The sequence below is a fragment of the Dorea sp. AM10-31 genome (assembly GCF_003435815.1).
In the GTDB taxonomy this organism is placed as follows: Bacteria; Bacillota; Clostridia; order Lachnospirales; family Lachnospiraceae; genus Dorea_D; species Dorea_D hominis.
The window spans coordinates 50901-67421 of the sequence record NZ_QTUV01000002.1 but is presented as its reverse complement, the minus strand read 5'-3'; the positions used below and the strand labels follow the sequence as shown (position 1 = coordinate 67421).

The window sequence follows — 16521 nt, the reverse complement described above, 5'->3', positions numbered from 1 at the left end:
AACATGCAAAAAAGAAGTAGTTTTTCCGGCAAGCTCGGTTTCGTACTGGCAGCCGCCGGATCTGCGGTAGGACTCGGTAACATCTGGCGATTCCCCTACCTCGCTGCAAAATATGGTGGAGGAACGTTTTTATTTATTTACCTGATCTTGGCAGTCACATTTGGTTTTACACTGATGACCGCAGAGATCGCAATCGGACGTAAGACAGGACTCAGCGCCATTGGTGCTTTCACTATACTTGATAAAAGATTCAAGTTTCTCGGTATTCTGGCATCAGCAGTGCCGATCATTATTTTCCCGTATTATTCCGTTATCGGTGGATGGGTTGTCAAATACTTTTTCGTATTTGTCACTGGTTCCGGTCACGCAGCAGCGGGCGACAGTTATTTTACAGATTTCATTGGAGGAACATTCGAACCGATCGGATGGTTTTTCTTGTTTATTGCAGTTACAGCAGTTATCGTTGGTTTTGGTGTAGAGCAGGGTATCGAAAAGGTCAGCAAATTCATGATGCCGATCCTCGTTCTTCTGACTCTGTTCGTTGCCTTATATGGACTGACGATCGACGGTGCCATGGACGGACTTTCTTACTATCTGAAACCACATATGGCTGACGTATCTGCGAAGACAATCCTTGCAGCTATGGGACAGCTCTTTTATTCCATGTCACTTGCCATGGGTATTATGATCACATATGGTTCCTATATGAAGAAAGAAGATCATCTGGAAAGTTCTGTACGACAGATTGAAATATTCGATACCGGTGTTGCTTTCCTTGCAGGTCTTATGATTATCCCAGCAGTATTCGTATTTTCCGGTGGTGACAGTTCTGCACTGCAGGCAGGTCCGGGGCTAATGTTCATTACACTTCCAAAAGTATTTGGCAATATGAAATTTGGCAATGTTGTCGGAACAGTATTTTTCCTGCTTGTGTTCTTTGCGGCGCTTACTTCCGCAATTTCACTGATGGAGACGATTGTATCAATCTTAAGAGATAAACTTGGCTGGACAAGAAAAGGAACCTGTGTGTTTGTAACAATTCTGGCACTTGTTATGGGTGTTCCGTCTTCTCTCGGATTCGGTCCACTCAGTTTCATTTCCTGGATGGGAATGTCTGTACTTGATATTATGGACTTTGTCAGCAACAGCGTACTAATGCCGATCGTAGCATTCTTCACCTGTATCTTTATCGGTTTTGTAATTAAGCCATCTACGATCGCAGACGAAGTAAAAGTGACAGATGGAACGTTTAAAGGCGAAAAATTATTTGCAGTTATGATCAAATGGATCGCTCCGATCTTCCTTGTGCTGATCCTCTTAAGTTCCGTAGCAAGTGCATTAGGAATCTTTACTCTGTAAGAAGTATATTGCAACCACAGGAATACATTATACGCCAACAGCAGAATATGATAATTGGGGACTTTCTTCCCAAGATAAAACGGACAGGATTTCAGTTAATATTTTCTAAAATCCTGTCCGCTGTTTATTTAATTACCAGAAGCTCGTAAAAATCGCCATTGAATGACTGCCTTTTGAATCTTTCCATCCATAGACTGTCTGGCAAGATCTGAGCAGGCTTCTTTGCCTATCTCTTTCCACCCATATGGAATACCGCCAGTACACCCGGACCGGTATGGCTTCCAATCACGGTTCCGATATTATTGATAAGAATATTCTCTACTCCCATCTTCTCACGGACAACTTTTGCCAGATATTCTGCATCTTCCGGGCAGTCTCCATGTGTGATCATGATAATCTCATTATCCCATCCTTTTGAACGCTCTACAGACATATCTACAATCTTCTGGATAGAACGTTTTCTTCCTCTCTCTTTACCGATCACCTGCAGCTTACCTTCGTCATCTACATGGATAATCGGCTTAATCTGTACCATTGTTCCGAGAACTGCCGCTGTCTTTGACACACGCCCGCCTCTCTGCAGATGATGCAGGTCATCTACTGTGACATTGTGGCAGACATGTAATTTATTCTGCTCTACCCAGTCTGCAAGTTCTTCAACGGACATGCCTTCCTTCTTATGTTTCAGTGCATAATACAGAAGAAGTCCTTCTCCCATACAAGCACACAACGTGTCAATCACGATGATCTTACGCTCCGGATATTCTTCTTTCAGCTCTTCTGCCGCAATCCGCATACTGTTATATGTACCGCTGAGTCCGGAAGAAAATGCCAGATGAAGGATATCTTTTCCCTCTCTTACAATCTTCTCCAGACCTTCTTTTGCCTGCTCCGGGTTTACCTGTGTCGTCACAGCCATCTTTCCTTCTCTTAACTTTTGGAAAAATTCCTTTGACGTAAGACCTGACATATCATCATAAGTTTCCTTATCTATCGTATATTTTAACGGAATCACCGGAACAGCTCTCTCCTCAAGCCATTCCTTTGGTAAGTCAACTGTACTGTTGACAGAAATTACATATTCACTCATCTTTCAAATCCTCCTATTTCTTAGGTTGGCTACATTATACCACCTGGAAACAGGATATGCAAAACATAATACTACACCAACTTACACCAAAATCACACCAAAATTATTACGGTTTGTTCACATTTTCCGGCGTATCAGTTTAACCGTATATGCAGATAACTCCACCCGGACAATGTCTTATTAAAACAGATACTACACACCACAACGATACATCCGATCAGAAAACCGATCCAGTTAAAGAGAGCAGTCAATATAAGCAATTGAAGCCGCATAAATTTGAGTGCATAGCCAAGTTCAAAATTCGGCTGGGTGTAATTAGCGACAGCCACAAAAGCCATGTATAACATTACCTCACTGTTAAACCAGCCGGACTTTACGGAAAATTCTCCCATCACAAGACCTGCGATCACGCTGAGCGGTGTGCTTAACATACTCGGTGTATTAAGAGCTGCAAGTCTTAATCCGTCAATTGCAATCTCCAGAATCAACAATTGGAAAATAAGCGGAATATTTATCATATCTTTTACTGCCACAAACGCAAACATTTTCGGGAGCCAGTTCAAATTCTGCATAAGCAGAAGAAACACCGGTGTTAAAAAAATCGTCAAAAAGCTAATCAGCCCTCTCGCTGATTTCAGATACACTCTTGTAAGTGTTGGAAAATAATAATCATTTGCTTCCTCTATGACATCCAGGATCGATGTCGGCAAGATCATCGCTGATGGAGAATTATCTACCAGCAGAACCACTTTTCCTTCAAAAAGACATGCAGCAGCCGTATCCGGTCGTTCTGTAAACTTAAATTTCGGAAATGGATTGTACCATTTTCTCTTCATCAGACATTCTGCAAGACTCTGTTGGTTCATTCTGAGATCATCGGTTCGGATTGAAAGGACTTTCTGTCTTAAATCGCAGAGAATCTCCTTGTTCACCCGGTCTTTCATATAGCAGATGGCAATATCTGTGCGCGAACTGTCGCCAACCTCCTGCATCTCCATTACAAGATGCTCGCTCCTTATCCTTCGTCTTATCATTGCCGTATTGCTGACAACAGTCTCGACAAAACCATCTCTGGAACCACGAAGTGATTTATCTTTATCCGGCTCTTCCACACTTCTTGCCGGATAAGTACGGCAATCGATTGCGATTGCTCCCTCATAGCCATCCACAAAAAGACAGGTAACACCAGAAAACAGATTTTTTAACACCTGGTCAAAATCTTCTATTAGCTCTACTTCCGTATAGGGAATCGCCATTTCCATAAATTGCAGAATCCCTGCCGGCATATCTTCTTTTTTGATCTTTAAAAGTGCATCCATCAACTTTAACATATCATCGTCTTTATTCAGACCATTGATAAAATAAAAAGAAGCCATCCTTTCGCCGATCATCAGATCGCGCTGAATCAGGTCAAAGCTCTCCCTCATCGGGAGAGTCTGATTCATATAGGATGTGCTTTCTTCTCTTGAAGCGGTAATCTTTTTCCCGTCTTTCATATATGTTCACCCTCCACTGTCTTACTGACAGTTAGGATGTCCTTTTTCTTTTATCTTATTCACTCTTTGTGGTGCTTCCGAATCCTCCGTTGCGTACTTCTTCTACATCATCATCGACGGTAATTCCATATTCAACGAAAATTCCCTGCATAAATCCGGTACCTTCTTTTAATTCGACTTCTTTCCCTTCTTTTCCGTCATTTGTCAGCTTTGCGAAAATATGTCCCTCATTATCGGAACCATAATAATCGCTGTCAATAATTCCAACTGTATTATTAAGCTGCAGACGGTATTTGAATCCAAGACCACTTCTCGGATAGCATTTCAGTACCCAGTTTTCATCCATCTTCACACGAATTCCTGTCGGAACTTTTAATGTCTCCTGCACTTTTAATGTCTTCGTCACAGGCATGAAGAAATCATATCCTGCCGAACCTGCTGTTGCTCGTCTTGGAAGTTTTATTTTTTCATAAATTTCCCGGATTTCTTCATCCGAAACATCTCCGAATGCATCTTTGTATCCTTCTTTAAACTGTACAAAACTTACTTTTTCAAACTGTGCAATTCTCTTAGCCATATCATAATTCTCCTTATTTTGATCAACTATCATATAGCATACCATTATTTAGTTCCCACATTCAATACTGATTTCATTAAACATTGTAAGAATATCATCAATAGAGGTTGCTTCTTTTTCGTCTTTCTTCTTATCTAAAACAATTTTTCCCTGATGCATCATAAGAAGCCGGTTCCCATACTCTACTGCATAACGGAGATTATGTGTTACCATAATCGTTGTAAGATTTTTCTCCTTTATGATTTGATCGGTCAGTTCCATGATAAGGTCTGCCGTCTTTGGATCTAACGCTGCCGTATGCTCATCGAGGATCAGATAATCAATCGGTGTCATCGTTGACATCAGAAGTGCCATCGCCTGTCTCTGACCACCGGACAATACACCGACTTTCACACTCATCTTATCTTCCAGTCCGAGATTCAGTCTGGATAACTGTTCTCTGTAATAAGAAATGCGGTTCTTATTTGTTCCCCGCAAAAGTCCATACATTTTTCCTTTGTTGTCGGCAAGTGCCATATTTTCAAGGATCGTCATGGAAGGACAGGTTCCCATCGCTGGATTCTGGTATACTCTTCCAATCCGGAGATTTCTTTTATGTTCTTTTTCTTTTGTAATATCCTTTCCATCCATCAGAATACTGCCTTTTTCCGGTGAAATACTGCCACAGATCAGATTCAGCATAGATGTCTTGCCGGAGCCGTTGCTTCCAACTACGGATACAAATTCACCTTTTCCAATCTGAAGTCCAAAATCATCAAACAGACACATCTCATTGACTGTTCCCGGATTATAATATTTGTGAATTCCTTTTAATTCTAACATCTATTTCACCTTCGTCTTTCTTTCCATACTGATGACCAAAATGATCAGGAATAATACTGCTGTGATCAGCTTCATTGCCTGCGGTTCAAAGTTACGGATTGCAACCGCCACACATGCTTTGTAAATGATCGAACCGATAATGACCGCTGTTGTCGTCTTTACAAACGAGATTTTCTTGAAAATACTTGTTCCGATGATTACACTCGCAAGTCCGATAACGATTGCACCTGTTCCCATGGAGATTTCAAACACACGCTCTTCCTGTGCGAATACACATCCTGCCAGAGATACAAGTCCGTTTGCAATTGCAAGTCCTAATATTTTCACATTGCCCTGATCTTTGGCAAGTGCAGTTACGACTGTCTCATTATCTCCGACTGCACGGAGCAGGTATCCGGACTTTGTATTCATATAAAGATCCAGAATGATCTTGCATACAACCGCAAGGATGAGTACGACGATCAGCGTCACATAACTTTTCATACTCTCCGGTACAATTCCTATTAGAAAATCATTTTTAAAAATACTGTCCCGAGAAAAAAGCGGTACATTCGCTGTACCTGCAATGTAAAGATTTACAGTCCACAGTGCCGTCATCATAATAATTCCGGACAACAGATCTCTTACTTTACATTTCACATGAATCAGTCCGGTACATATACCTGCCAGCACTCCTGCCAAAAAGGAGACCGGCAGTGTCAGATAAGGATTCATCCCTCTTGTAATGAGAGCAGCTGTTACAGCTGCTCCCAGTGGAAAACTTCCATCTACTGTCAGATCAGGAAAATCCAGTATCTTATAAGTAATATATACACCCAGCGCCAATATTGCATATATCAGCCCCTGTTCTAAAATCGTTATGATAAAATCCATGAAACTTCCTCCCAAAACATTACTTTCTTAATTCTTCTTATTTTTCTGTCTTTTTGCTTGCTGTGATCTCGTCAAAGCTTTCTACTGCACTCTTGGACAGTTCATCCGGAACTTTGATTCCAAGATTTGAAGCTACTTTTTTATTTACATAGAAACCTGGTTTTTTAATGGTTTCATAGTTCATTTCTTCTGCTTTCTTTTCGCCTTTTAATACCTGTGCTGCCATCTTACCAGTCTGCTCTCCAAGTGCAATGTAATCCAGTCCTTCCGCTGCAAGGCATCCGAGCTTAACCTGTTCGATCTCACTTCCGAATACCGGGATCTTCTTTGCATTTGCTTTGTCAAGAATTGTCGGCAGGGAAGATACGACTGTGTTGTCTGTCAGGTTTGTGATGCATTCCACTTTGCTTAACAGATCATCTGCAGCAAGCGAAACATCTGCTGTTGTTGAGATTCCTTTCTTCACAAGTATAAATCCATAATCTTTTGCAAGGCTTTCATATTCTTTGATCGCAGATACAGAATTTGCTTCACTCGTTGTATACATGATTCCGATCTTTTTTGCATCCGGTAACATCTTACGGATCATTTCCAGCTGTTCTTTTATCGGAAGTTTGTCAGATGTTCCGGTTGTATTTCCTACGGCTTCGCCATCTTTGTCTGCAAGTTCAGCACTTACCGGATCGGTAACGGCTGTATAGATAACCGGAATGTCTTTGTCCATTGCTGCATTGTATGCACTCTGTGCACTTGGTGTTGCGATCGCACAGATCAGGTCCACTTTATCTGAAACAAAACTGTCTGAAATCTGTCCGGCAGTTCCCATATCTGCAGCTGCATTCTTATACTTAATTTTCAGATTCTTGCCTTCTTTGATTCCTTCGTCTTCCAGTCCTTTTAAGAAACCTTCCCGGCAGTTGTCCAGTGAACCGTGCTCTGCGAACTGTTCAATACCGATTGTGTAACTGTCTTTCTTTGCTTCACTCTTTGTCTCTGACTTTCCACATCCTGCCATCATCGTTGCTGCCATCATTGTTGCTAATACTGCTGCTAATACTCTTTTTTTCATTGTCTTTTTCTCCTTTTTCTGTGTTTATTGATTTTTGTTTCCTGTTAGGAGAGAAAAATGATCGGAACCGACTGGCAGATAAGGAAGTCTTATAAAATAAGAAAACCGCCTCAAACCTATCGGTTTGAGACGGTAATATTATTCTGAAATATTATCGCGGTACCACTCAACTTGACGAATCGTCCACTTTTCTCATGTACTAACATACACTCCTGATTGATAACGGGTTCGGTTCCCGACAAGCCCTACTCTCAAAGATTTCAGACTGCCCTCGAAAGGCCATTCAATTATCCATTCCATACGATGTTCCACCACCCATCGCTCTCTGTAATGTCATCAGATAATCTACTACTCTTTCTCAACGGTTTTGCTTATCTACAATCACTACTTTACTTCATTAAAGTATATTTGTCAAGAACAACTTTGATTAATTTTGCAACTCAAATTTTTAACTAATCTTTAATAACCGGAATTGGTGTGTCATCTTTTGCGTCGAGATCGTTGATGTATTTCTTCGTTTCACTGATGATAACATTTGACAACAACAATACTGCCACAAGGTTTGGTATCGCCATCAGCGCATTCAATGTATCTGCGATCAGCCATACAAGATCCAGCGCTACAACCGGTGCGATAACTGCAACTGCCACATACAGGCAACGATACAGTAATAATACTTTTTTGCCGGCAAAATATTCTACACAGCGTTCTCCGTAATATGCCCATCCAAGAACAGTAGAATATGCAAATGAAACAATACCAAGTGTCAGAATGATCGGTCCAAGAACCGGAATCTGACCAAATGCAAGAGATGTCAAGACACCACCATCCGGGATCTCATCTGCATTAATCGATGGGTTCTTCATAATTGTTGTTACAAGTACAAGACCTGTCATTGCACATACAACAACAGTATCCCAGAATGTTCCTGTAGAAGATACCAGAGCCTGACGGACCGGATTCCTTGTCTGTGCTGCCGCTGCTGCGATCGGCGCAGATCCAAGACCGGATTCATTGGAGAAAAGTCCTCTTGCTACACCAAACCGGAGTGCCATCATAATTCCGCTTCCTACCAGACCACCTGCTGCTGCGCCTGGTGTAAATGCAAGCCGACATATGACTCCAAGTGCTGGAATTATGTAATCATAATTCATACAGAGAATCACGATACATCCCAGTACATAGAAAATTGCCATAAATGGAACAAGCTTCTCACATACATTTGCAATCGCTTTGATTCCACCGAAAATAACAATTGCTGTTAATATTGCAACTACCACACCTACCAGCCATCTTGGAATGTGGAAGTTTGTATAGCAGACTGTTGCAATTGCGTTCACCTGCGTTGCACATCCGATACCGAATGAAGCAAATCCTCCGAAAATTGCAAACAGAAGACCTAACCACTTCATATTCAATCCACGCTCCAACGCATACATAGCACCGCCCTGCATACGTCCATCGTCTGTCTTTACACGATACTTCACTGCGATCAGTGACTCTGCATATTTTGTTGCGATTCCAAAAACGCCGGTAAGCCAGATCCAGAGAACTGCTCCCGGTCCACCAAGAGCGATTGCTGTTCCTACACCTATAATATTACCAGTTCCGATTGTTGCCGCCAGAGCAGTCGTAAGCGCACCAAACTGTGATACTTCTCCTTCTGCATCCGGATCTTTTGTTACAGATAACTTGATTCCTTTTGTTACGGACTTCCACTGGATGAATCCTGTCCGGAAAGTCATATAAAGATGAGTTCCAAACAAGAGTATGATCATCGGCCAGCCCCATACAACACCATTAATTGCGGTAACGACAGAATTAATTGCTTCTAACATAATGTGCCCCCTTTTCATGAATTCTCTGTCCTTAAGTTACTGTACATGTACTTTCTATACCGGTTATTTAGTTATTGAATACATTTTAACCGAACTTATTGAACACATCAATAATTGTTATATAATTATCGAACAATTCGGCGTTTTATCTAATATTTTTAGAAAATCTCTTTTCAAATAAGTTGTCCTTGCATGTATTCGTCAATACACACTGGTATGTTTTATCCGCTGATTAGCGTTCGAAGATGCACTTGCATAAGTGCGTGTATTTTCCTCTTTGCCATAACAAAAAGACTCCGGGGAAATTCCATCCTTGGAGTCTAATTTTCGCACAACTTGTATTCATTAAACCAATTTACGAAATTATACTACCATATTTGGAATTTGCATGCAAGTATTTTTTGTATATTATATGTTTTAAATATTCCGTATATGACTATAATTTAAGAAAAAAGAAGACAGCCAAAGTAGTTTTATTTTCTGTCAATGTCAGTCTGTAAAACAAGGGTTTCCAAACTGATAAATATTATCACTCTCCAAACTGGCGTGGTTATTTTTGCAATAACTGGTTCTTTATTTCAATCCAGTTTCGTTGTAAAGTTTCTACAACAAAACAAAAGAAATGAGGTCTGATAGTTATGAATTCAAATCTGAAAAAAATTGTTATGACAGCTTTATTTGCTGCTTTATCGTGTGTAGCAACCATGTCGATTCACATTCCTACTCCTGGAACCGGCGGATATATCCATCCGGGTGATGCAGTTGTGATTCTCTCCGGTGTGATCCTTGGTCCGGTATACGGACTCCTTGCCGGCGGTATCGGTTCTGCAATGGCTGATTTGATTGGCGGATATTTTATCTATGTACCGATTACATTTGTGATCAAAGGTCTGGTTGCTCTTGCAGCAGGACTGATTTACCAGAAACTTGGACATTCTTCCAAGACAAGATTTACATCAGTTATCCTTGGTGGAATTGCTGATATTGTACTTGTTGCCGGCGGCTACTGCCTCTGCGAAATTTTTCTTTATGGTGTATCTGGTGCACTTGCAAGTGTTCCTGCCAACATCATCCAGGGTATCGGAGGACTGATCATTTCCGCAATCTTATATCCGGCTCTGATCGCTATCCCGGACGTGAGACAGCTTGCCGGGGAACGCGCTCATTCCTAAGTGACATTATCATTTTTGTTCAGATATTTGCCCCTCATAAAAGAACCAGCACATGAAATCATGCGCTGGTTCTTTTTAACTACTTATGTATGTTTTCTTTTTAGACGTTTATATTATATTTTAAACTTTTCACCTTATATTTATAAGATGATTTTGAGTTCTTAACAATTCGGATGAATCTTAAGTTGTTTTTTCTGTCCTTACACAAGAACGACCTTTTTTGCTGAATCTGCCGACGCAGTTATGCAAGTTCGTCCAGATGCAAGACCTCCCACAACCAATGCAGAGAGCATGACAAGCAGGCAGCTTTGTACGACTTTTCTTTTTGATCTTTTCATTTTCCTTCTCCTTTTTCTACCGAAAATCCGGTGTTCATAACATAATATATCTCCCAATATATTAATCAAATTACTGCTTTTTTACAATCTTTAACTCATATCCTAATGCATTTAATAAATTATTAAATGCCGTTATAGTAGGAACTGTTTCCTTGCGTTCTATCTTTGAAATTGTCTGTTGTCTTTTACCGGATAATTTTGCTAATTCTTTTTGTGTTATATTTTCTTCCTTTCTCAGCATAATCATTTTTTCTATTAATTCATACTCCGCACGAGATTCATCCCATGCTTCTCTAAATTCACTGTCATCCTTTCTTTTTTCTTCAATTTCTTTTTTTATATTTGCTTGTATGAATGGCATATCTTTCACTCCTCTTTTTCTATATTTTTATATAAATTTCTTTCCCAATGCCTTTCCCAATTCTTTTGCTCTCTTTTTTATTATTTTTGAATCTCCCTTTTCCGTTTTGTTTTTTTGCTTTCTGCATGCATGTAATAAATAAATATTGTCACCGTCTGGGATAATATAAAATATGCGATTGTATTTGTAAAAATATACTTCGTATATTTTTTTCTCCCATCTTTTAATATTCAGTTTCTCGAATTCTCCATTCTCCATTTTTTCTCTGACACTATATCCATCAACCATTTCAGGGATTGTCAAAGAATCAATATATTCTTTAATTACATTCCTTCCAGAAGAAGTTTCATAATCATGTAGTATCATAATTACATATTCTCCTTTCTTCTTTTATATTACACATAATACATCATATATGTTGTATTCGTCAATGTAAAACATCTGTTTATATTATTTTTGCATTAAAAAAAGGAATGCCTTAATTGGCATTCCCATTTTTTAACAATTTTTCTATTTCTGTACACCTTTTCTACACCATTTTCGTAACAAATCATACTAAATTATAATAAATTATGTGATATATAGGATACTCGTAATCCCCGTAAAATCAACGAAAATCCGGTGTTCCGATCATATCATACGGCGTTGCCTGATATACGTAATAATTCAACCAGTTTGTATACAGGTTATTCGCAGTCGCTCTCCACTTAAGGAGCGGTGTCTTTTCCGGATCATCACCCGGATAATAATTCTTCGGCATTGCGATCTCCAGGCCTTTGGAAAGATCACGTTTGTATTCGCCATCCAGAGTTACCCGGTCATATTCCGGATGTCCCATTACGAAAATCTGTCTGCCGTCATCTGCCATAGCAAGGAAAAGTCCAACTTCATCGGACTCAGCAAGCACAGTAATTCGCTCGTCATTCCTTACTGCATCCATCGGCACTTCTGTATGTCTGGAATGTGGTGCAAGGAAGCAGTCATCAAATCCACGGACAAGTGGAATCTTACGGTTGAGTACTTTATGCCAGAATAATCCAAAAGCTTTCTCCGGCAACGGCTTCTTATCAATTCCGAAATGATAATACATACCTGCCTGCGCACCCCAGCACAGATGCAGTGTTGAGGTAACATGCGTCTTTGTCCATTCCATGATCTGCTTTAATTCTTCCCAATAATCTACTTCCTCAAATGGGATCTGCTCTACAGGAGCTCCCGTAATGATAAATCCGTCAAATCTCTCATCCCGAATCTCGCCAAAACGATTATAAAACTGGTTTAAATGACTGGTCGGTGTATTCTTTGCTTCATGACTGGATACCATAACAAACGTTACATCCACCTGCAACGGTGTATTGGACAGCGACCGGAGGATCTGAAGCTCCGTATCCTCCTTAAGCGGCATCAGATTCAGAAGTCCGATCTTGATCGGACGGATATCCTGATGCATCGCACGGTGTTCATCCATTACAAATATGTTTTCACTCTCTAAGATCTCCTTTACCGGGAGATCATTCTGCACACGAATCGGCATAATTAAATTCCCCTTTATTTGTTATCTTTTTTATGATTCTCTTCCTGATCATCCTTTTTCTTTGGTCTAATTTTTGCATCAAAGGTTTCCATATGACCAAAATGCTCCATATGTACTGCGGAATGTTCCGGATACTTATATTCCTGCGTCGCATGCACATGCTCCTGTGAAGAATGTACATACTGTCCTGCATTGTCTACATAACTGTACTGATCGTAAGCTTCCGTATTTTTAGGAAGCATTTTTTGTTCCAGCTTGCTGCTTACAAGCATCTGAACAATGTAATAGATCACAGCAAATGTCGGCACTCCCATAAGCATACCCGGGAATCCGAACAAACCTCCCCCGAGAAGAATTGCAACGATTACCCAGAATGCAGACAATCCTGTGGAATTTCCAAGGATCTTCGGTCCTAATATATTACCGTCAAACTGTTGCAATACCAGTATAAATATCAGGAAATACAGTCCTTTTATCGGACTATCCAGCATGATCAGGATTGCACTCGGAACAGCTCCAATGTACGGTCCAAAGAACGGGATGACATTCGTCACACCGACGATCACACTTACTAATAACGTATATGGCATATTTAAAATTGACAATCCAAAGAAACACAGTACTCCAATAATTGCAGAATCAATGATCTTTCCAATAATAAATCCACCAAATATCTCATTACTTTTCGTTGTCAGATGCAGGAGCAGATTAGCATGTCTTATTGGCAATACTGCATAAACAATCTTCTTGCACTGTTTTGCAAACAGTTCCTTACTGAATAAAATGTAGATGGATACAATCACTCCAATCAGGAAGTTCACAACTTCACCAAGAAAATTGAGCACTCCGACTGTTAGATTCGACATCAGTTCATTGACCTTTCCAAGAAGGTCGTTGCGCAGCCAGTTCTGAAGCATTGTTGTTCCCTGCTCAATCGCTGTCTTTACAATGGAACCGGTTGTAGAATCATCCATTTTGATATTATTCAGTGATGACACCATATGGTTGAGCTGTCCCGGTAATGTATAGATCATATCACGGATACTAACATATAATTCCGGTATCAGTAGGTTGCATAAAGCAGATATCAATGCGCCCAATATAATCAGCGATGTAAACACACCGACAGATCTGGAAATATTCTGTGCTCTTCCCGGTTTTGTAACCTTTTTCTCTAATACAGGGATCAGCCTCTTGTCTACTCTTTTGACGATTGGGTTCAGCAGATATGCGATCACGGCTCCGTAAATAATCGGTTTCAATACGTCGTATACCTTCCACAGCACGTTAAAAATATGCCGGAAACGCAACAGTGCAAAATAAAATGCAAGCGATGCCGCTATCACAAGAAAATATGTCATTCCTCTGTTAAACTGCTGTCTGATTTTCGAAGGACCATTTCCGCCAAGTCTTGGTTTTGAATTGTAATATGTTTCCCGTTCTTTCTTTTCATTTTCACTCATATAATTATTCCTCTTCTTTGCACAAATGCACATAAAATAATTATACTCTCCGATCTTTTATGCGTCAACTATAAAGGCGTAACAGTAAGCAATCAGCGGCACAAAAGGAAACTCCCGGAGAGAGATCTCCGGGAGTTTCCTTTGTGCTATGAGAGGCACGCTTATTTTTCTTATCTGCAGCTGCAATCAAATGTTGCACATTCTGTCTGCCCACATGTGCAGGCGTTTCCACCTTCCACGCTGATCTTACCAGCCTGACAGGAACAGTTGTTATTATATTTACATTCTGTTGCCTGGCAGTCTACCTGGCTGACCGGCGATGCCTGTTTTCCTGTGCTGTTTGAATATCCGTCTTTACGTTCTTCAAAACTGTCGCAACAAGTGTCCTTCGGTGCAACTGCGGCGTCTCCGCCCACTGTGATCTTGTCAAGATCACAATAATAATTCTGATTGTGCTTACATGTCTGTACGGTACACTTTAATTCCGGCATATTATACCCTCCTTTTCTATCCTGTTACCAGATCAAAGTTAGTATATCCGGAAATAAAATTTTTACCCGTTTGATATCATAAAAGTTTTAATCTTCTTTTTCGACTTCGCGGATTGTTTTTGTATCGATCTCTTCTTTCAAAGCATCCATAAATGCTGTCAGATCTTTCTGTCCTTCGTCACCTGCAAAACGACTTCTTACAGATACCACACCTGCTTCTTCCTCTTTTGCTCCCACAACAAGCATGTATGGAATTTTCTGCATCTGTGCTTCACGGATCTTGTATCCAATCTTCTCTGCTCTGGAATCAATTTCTGAGCGGATACCTGCATTGTATAATGTATCCTGTACTTTCTGTGCATAATCCATGTATTTATCGGAAATCGGAAGTACTTTAACCTGTACCGGTGCAAGCCATGTCGGGAATGCTCCTGCAAAATGCTCGATCAAGATACCAATAAATCTTTCGATAGAACCAAATGCAACTCTGTGGATCATGATCGGACGATGTTTCTCTCCGTCAGCTCCTGTATATTCTAATTCGAATCTTTGTGGAAGCTGCATATCAAGCTGGATCGTTCCGCACTGCCATGTTCTTCCGATAGAATCTGTCAAATGGAAATCAATCTTCGGTCCATAGAATGCTCCATCCCCTTCATTTACAACATAATCCAGGCCAAGATCGTCTAATGCTCCTCTTAAACCTTCCGTTGCAAGTTCCCAATCTTCATCGCTTCCCATACTGTTGTCCGGACGGGTAGATAACTCTACGTGATATTTAAATCCGAACAGGCTATATACTTCATCGATCAGTGCTGCAACACCTTTGATCTCATCACGGATCTGTTCCGGCATCATAAAGATGTGCGCATCATCCTGTGTAAAGCAGCGTACACGCATCAGTCCGTGAAGCTGACCGGATTTTTCATGACGGTGTACCAGTCCAAGTTCACCGACACGGAGCGGAAGATCTTTATAAGAACGAGGCTCTGCTTTATAAACAAGCATTCCACCCGGACAGTTCATTGGTTTGATTGCAAAGTCTTCATCATCGATCACGGTTGTATACATATTTTCTTTATAGTGATCCCAGTGTCCAGATGTCTCCCACAGATGTCTGCTTAAGATGATCGGTGTGGAAACTTCCTGATAACCACAGCGTTTATGCAGTTCTCTCCAGTAATCGAGCAGTGTATTCTTTAATACCATTCCCTTTGGAAGGAAGAACGGGAATCCAGGTCCTTCTTCACACATCATAAAAAGTCCGAGCTCTTTTCCGAGTTTTCTATGGTCACGTTTCTTCGCTTCTTCCATCATATGCAGGTATTCATCTAACTGTGCTTTCTTCGGATAAGCAACACCATAGATTCTTGTCAGCATCTTATTCTTCTCATCTCCACGCCAGTAAGCACCTGCAAGGCTTGTCAGCTTAAATGCTTTTACTGCCTTGGTAGACATCAGATGTGGCCCTGCACAGAGATCTGTAAATTCTCCCTGTTTGTAAAAACTGATCTCTGCTCCTTCCGGAAGGTCTTTAATCAGTTCTACTTTATATGGTTCCTCCTTTTCTTCGAAAAATGCAATTGCCTCTTCTCTTGATTTTGTAAATCTTTCCAGAGGAAGTGCTTCTTTTACGATTTTTTTCATTTCTTTCTCGATTTTTTCAAGATCTTCTGCTGTAAATGCAGTTTCACGATCCAGATCATAGTAAAAACCGTTAGCAATAGAAGGTCCGATTGCCAGTTTTGTCTCCGGATACAGACGTTTTACAGCTTGTGCCATAATATGTGCTGCTGTATGATTAAATGCACCATTTCCGTCTTCTGAATCAAAAGTAAGAATTTCCAGTTCGCAGTCTTTGTCAAGTACAGTACGAAGATCTACAATATCTCCGTCTACTTTTGCAGATGTTGCTACTCTTGCAAGACCTTCGCTGATTGATTTTGCAACATCAAGAACGGACATTTCCTGTTCAAATTCCATAACAGATCCATCTTTTAATGTGATTTTCATAATGTTTTCTCTCCTTTTATTTTAT

The 16521-nt window shown here is 40.4% G+C and carries 16 protein-coding genes and 1 other annotated feature; of the genes, 2 read left to right on the top strand and 14 right to left on the bottom strand.

Annotated features, from left to right (window positions below; translation table 11 throughout):
• The first annotated feature begins 3 nt into the window (after positions 1-3).
• Positions 4-1359 carry a sodium-dependent transporter gene (locus DW125_RS03415; RefSeq protein ID WP_117537157.1) on the top strand — a complete coding sequence of 452 codons (1356 nt, stop codon included), beginning with the start codon at positions 4-6 and terminating at the stop codon, positions 1357-1359.
• A 226-nt stretch (positions 1360-1585) separates the two neighbouring features.
• Here DW125_RS03415 and DW125_RS03410 read toward each other — a convergent pair whose 3' ends face one another.
• The 7 genes from DW125_RS03410 to DW125_RS03380 form a co-directional block, all read right to left on the bottom strand.
• The gene (locus tag DW125_RS03410) at positions 1586-2449 is read right to left on the bottom strand and encodes a DegV family protein (protein WP_117537156.1); all 864 of its coding nucleotides are present in this window, start codon (positions 2447-2449) and stop codon (positions 1586-1588) included.
• A 134-nt stretch (positions 2450-2583) separates the two neighbouring features.
• The gene (locus DW125_RS03405; protein ID WP_021861039.1) at positions 2584-3945 is read right to left on the bottom strand and encodes a spore germination protein; all 1362 of its coding nucleotides are present in this window, start codon (positions 3943-3945) and stop codon (positions 2584-2586) included.
• Positions 3946-4000: 55 nt separating this feature from the next.
• Positions 4001-4522 (bottom strand): deoxyuridine 5'-triphosphate nucleotidohydrolase, encoded by a 522-nt coding sequence (locus DW125_RS03400; RefSeq protein WP_117537155.1) that lies wholly within the window; start codon positions 4520-4522, stop codon positions 4001-4003.
• 48 nt (positions 4523-4570) lie between these two features.
• On the bottom strand, positions 4571-5344 hold the full coding sequence (locus tag DW125_RS03395; RefSeq protein ID WP_117537154.1) for an ABC transporter ATP-binding protein: 774 nt from the start codon (positions 5342-5344) through the stop codon (positions 4571-4573).
• On the bottom strand, positions 5345-6217 hold the full coding sequence (locus DW125_RS03390; RefSeq protein WP_117537153.1) for an ABC transporter permease: 873 nt from the start codon (positions 6215-6217) through the stop codon (positions 5345-5347).
• A 37-nt stretch (positions 6218-6254) separates the two neighbouring features.
• Positions 6255-7286, bottom strand: a complete 1032-nt coding sequence (locus DW125_RS03385; RefSeq protein ID WP_117537152.1) for an ABC transporter substrate-binding protein — start codon at positions 7284-7286, stop codon at positions 6255-6257.
• Between the two features lie 122 nt (positions 7287-7408).
• Positions 7409-7657 (bottom strand) — a binding site (T-box leader).
• An 81-nt stretch (positions 7658-7738) separates the two neighbouring features.
• Positions 7739-9124, bottom strand: a complete 1386-nt coding sequence (locus DW125_RS03380; RefSeq protein WP_117537151.1) for an alanine/glycine:cation symporter family protein — start codon at positions 9122-9124, stop codon at positions 7739-7741.
• A 638-nt stretch (positions 9125-9762) separates the two neighbouring features.
• Between DW125_RS03380 and DW125_RS03375 the strand changes: the two genes are divergently transcribed.
• On the top strand, positions 9763-10296 hold the full coding sequence (locus DW125_RS03375; RefSeq protein WP_117537150.1) for an ECF transporter S component: 534 nt from the start codon (positions 9763-9765) through the stop codon (positions 10294-10296).
• Between the two features lie 200 nt (positions 10297-10496).
• Here DW125_RS03375 and DW125_RS13985 read toward each other — a convergent pair whose 3' ends face one another.
• The 7 genes from DW125_RS13985 to thrS all read right to left on the bottom strand — a co-directional run bounded on the left by DW125_RS13985 (position 10497) and on the right by thrS (position 16496).
• The gene (locus tag DW125_RS13985; protein ID WP_158549885.1) at positions 10497-10634 is read right to left on the bottom strand and encodes a hypothetical protein; all 138 of its coding nucleotides are present in this window, start codon (positions 10632-10634) and stop codon (positions 10497-10499) included.
• A gap of 70 nt (positions 10635-10704) precedes the next feature.
• Complete coding sequence (locus DW125_RS03370; protein WP_021861047.1) at positions 10705-10995, bottom strand: helix-turn-helix domain-containing protein; 291 nt, start codon at positions 10993-10995, stop codon at positions 10705-10707.
• Between the two features lie 27 nt (positions 10996-11022).
• Positions 11023-11361, bottom strand: a complete 339-nt coding sequence (locus tag DW125_RS03365; protein WP_117537149.1) for a type II toxin-antitoxin system RelE/ParE family toxin — start codon at positions 11359-11361, stop codon at positions 11023-11025.
• Between the two features lie 241 nt (positions 11362-11602).
• Complete coding sequence (gene metA / locus DW125_RS03360; RefSeq protein ID WP_117537148.1) at positions 11603-12529, bottom strand: homoserine O-acetyltransferase MetA; 927 nt, start codon at positions 12527-12529, stop codon at positions 11603-11605.
• Between the two features lie 14 nt (positions 12530-12543).
• Positions 12544-13992, bottom strand: a complete 1449-nt coding sequence (locus tag DW125_RS03355) for an AI-2E family transporter (protein ID WP_226976316.1) — start codon at positions 13990-13992, stop codon at positions 12544-12546.
• A gap of 170 nt (positions 13993-14162) precedes the next feature.
• Positions 14163-14483: a DUF1540 domain-containing protein gene (locus DW125_RS03350; RefSeq protein ID WP_021861051.1), complete on the bottom strand. Its 321-nt coding sequence runs from the start codon at positions 14481-14483 to the stop codon at positions 14163-14165.
• An 87-nt stretch (positions 14484-14570) separates the two neighbouring features.
• Positions 14571-16496, bottom strand: coding sequence for a threonine--tRNA ligase (gene thrS, locus DW125_RS03345; protein ID WP_117537146.1), 1926 nt, complete (start codon positions 16494-16496; stop codon positions 14571-14573).
• Positions 16497-16521 lie beyond the last annotated feature (25 nt).

Coding starts and splice junctions, on each gene's coding strand:
- DW125_RS03350 (WP_021861051.1), bottom strand. CDS start 14,483: ATGCCGGAATTAAAGTGTACCGTACAGACATGTAAGCACAATCAGAAT.
- DW125_RS03415 (WP_117537157.1), top strand. CDS start 4: ATGCAAAAAAGAAGTAGTTTTTCCGGCAAGCTCGGTTTCGTACTGGCA.
- DW125_RS03410 (WP_117537156.1), bottom strand. CDS start 2,449: ATGAGTGAATATGTAATTTCTGTCAACAGTACAGTTGACTTACCAAAG.
- DW125_RS03355 (WP_226976316.1), bottom strand. CDS start 13,992: ATGAGTGAAAATGAAAAGAAAGAACGGGAAACATATTACAATTCAAAA.
- thrS (WP_117537146.1), bottom strand. CDS start 16,496: ATGAAAATCACATTAAAAGATGGATCTGTTATGGAATTTGAACAGGAA.
- DW125_RS13985 (WP_158549885.1), bottom strand. CDS start 10,634: ATGAAAAGATCAAAAAGAAAAGTCGTACAAAGCTGCCTGCTTGTCATG.
- DW125_RS03395 (WP_117537154.1), bottom strand. CDS start 5,344: ATGTTAGAATTAAAAGGAATTCACAAATATTATAATCCGGGAACAGTC.
- DW125_RS03390 (WP_117537153.1), bottom strand. CDS start 6,217: ATGGATTTTATCATAACGATTTTAGAACAGGGGCTGATATATGCAATA.
- DW125_RS03400 (WP_117537155.1), bottom strand. CDS start 4,522: ATGGCTAAGAGAATTGCACAGTTTGAAAAAGTAAGTTTTGTACAGTTT.
- DW125_RS03405 (WP_021861039.1), bottom strand. CDS start 3,945: ATGAAAGACGGGAAAAAGATTACCGCTTCAAGAGAAGAAAGCACATCC.
- DW125_RS03385 (WP_117537152.1), bottom strand. CDS start 7,286: ATGAAAAAAAGAGTATTAGCAGCAGTATTAGCAACAATGATGGCAGCA.
- metA (WP_117537148.1), bottom strand. CDS start 12,529: ATGCCGATTCGTGTGCAGAATGATCTCCCGGTAAAGGAGATCTTAGAG.
- DW125_RS03370 (WP_021861047.1), bottom strand. CDS start 10,995: ATGCCATTCATACAAGCAAATATAAAAAAAGAAATTGAAGAAAAAAGA.
- DW125_RS03380 (WP_117537151.1), bottom strand. CDS start 9,124: ATGTTAGAAGCAATTAATTCTGTCGTTACCGCAATTAATGGTGTTGTA.
- DW125_RS03375 (WP_117537150.1), top strand. CDS start 9,763: ATGAATTCAAATCTGAAAAAAATTGTTATGACAGCTTTATTTGCTGCT.
- DW125_RS03365 (WP_117537149.1), bottom strand. CDS start 11,361: ATGATACTACATGATTATGAAACTTCTTCTGGAAGGAATGTAATTAAA.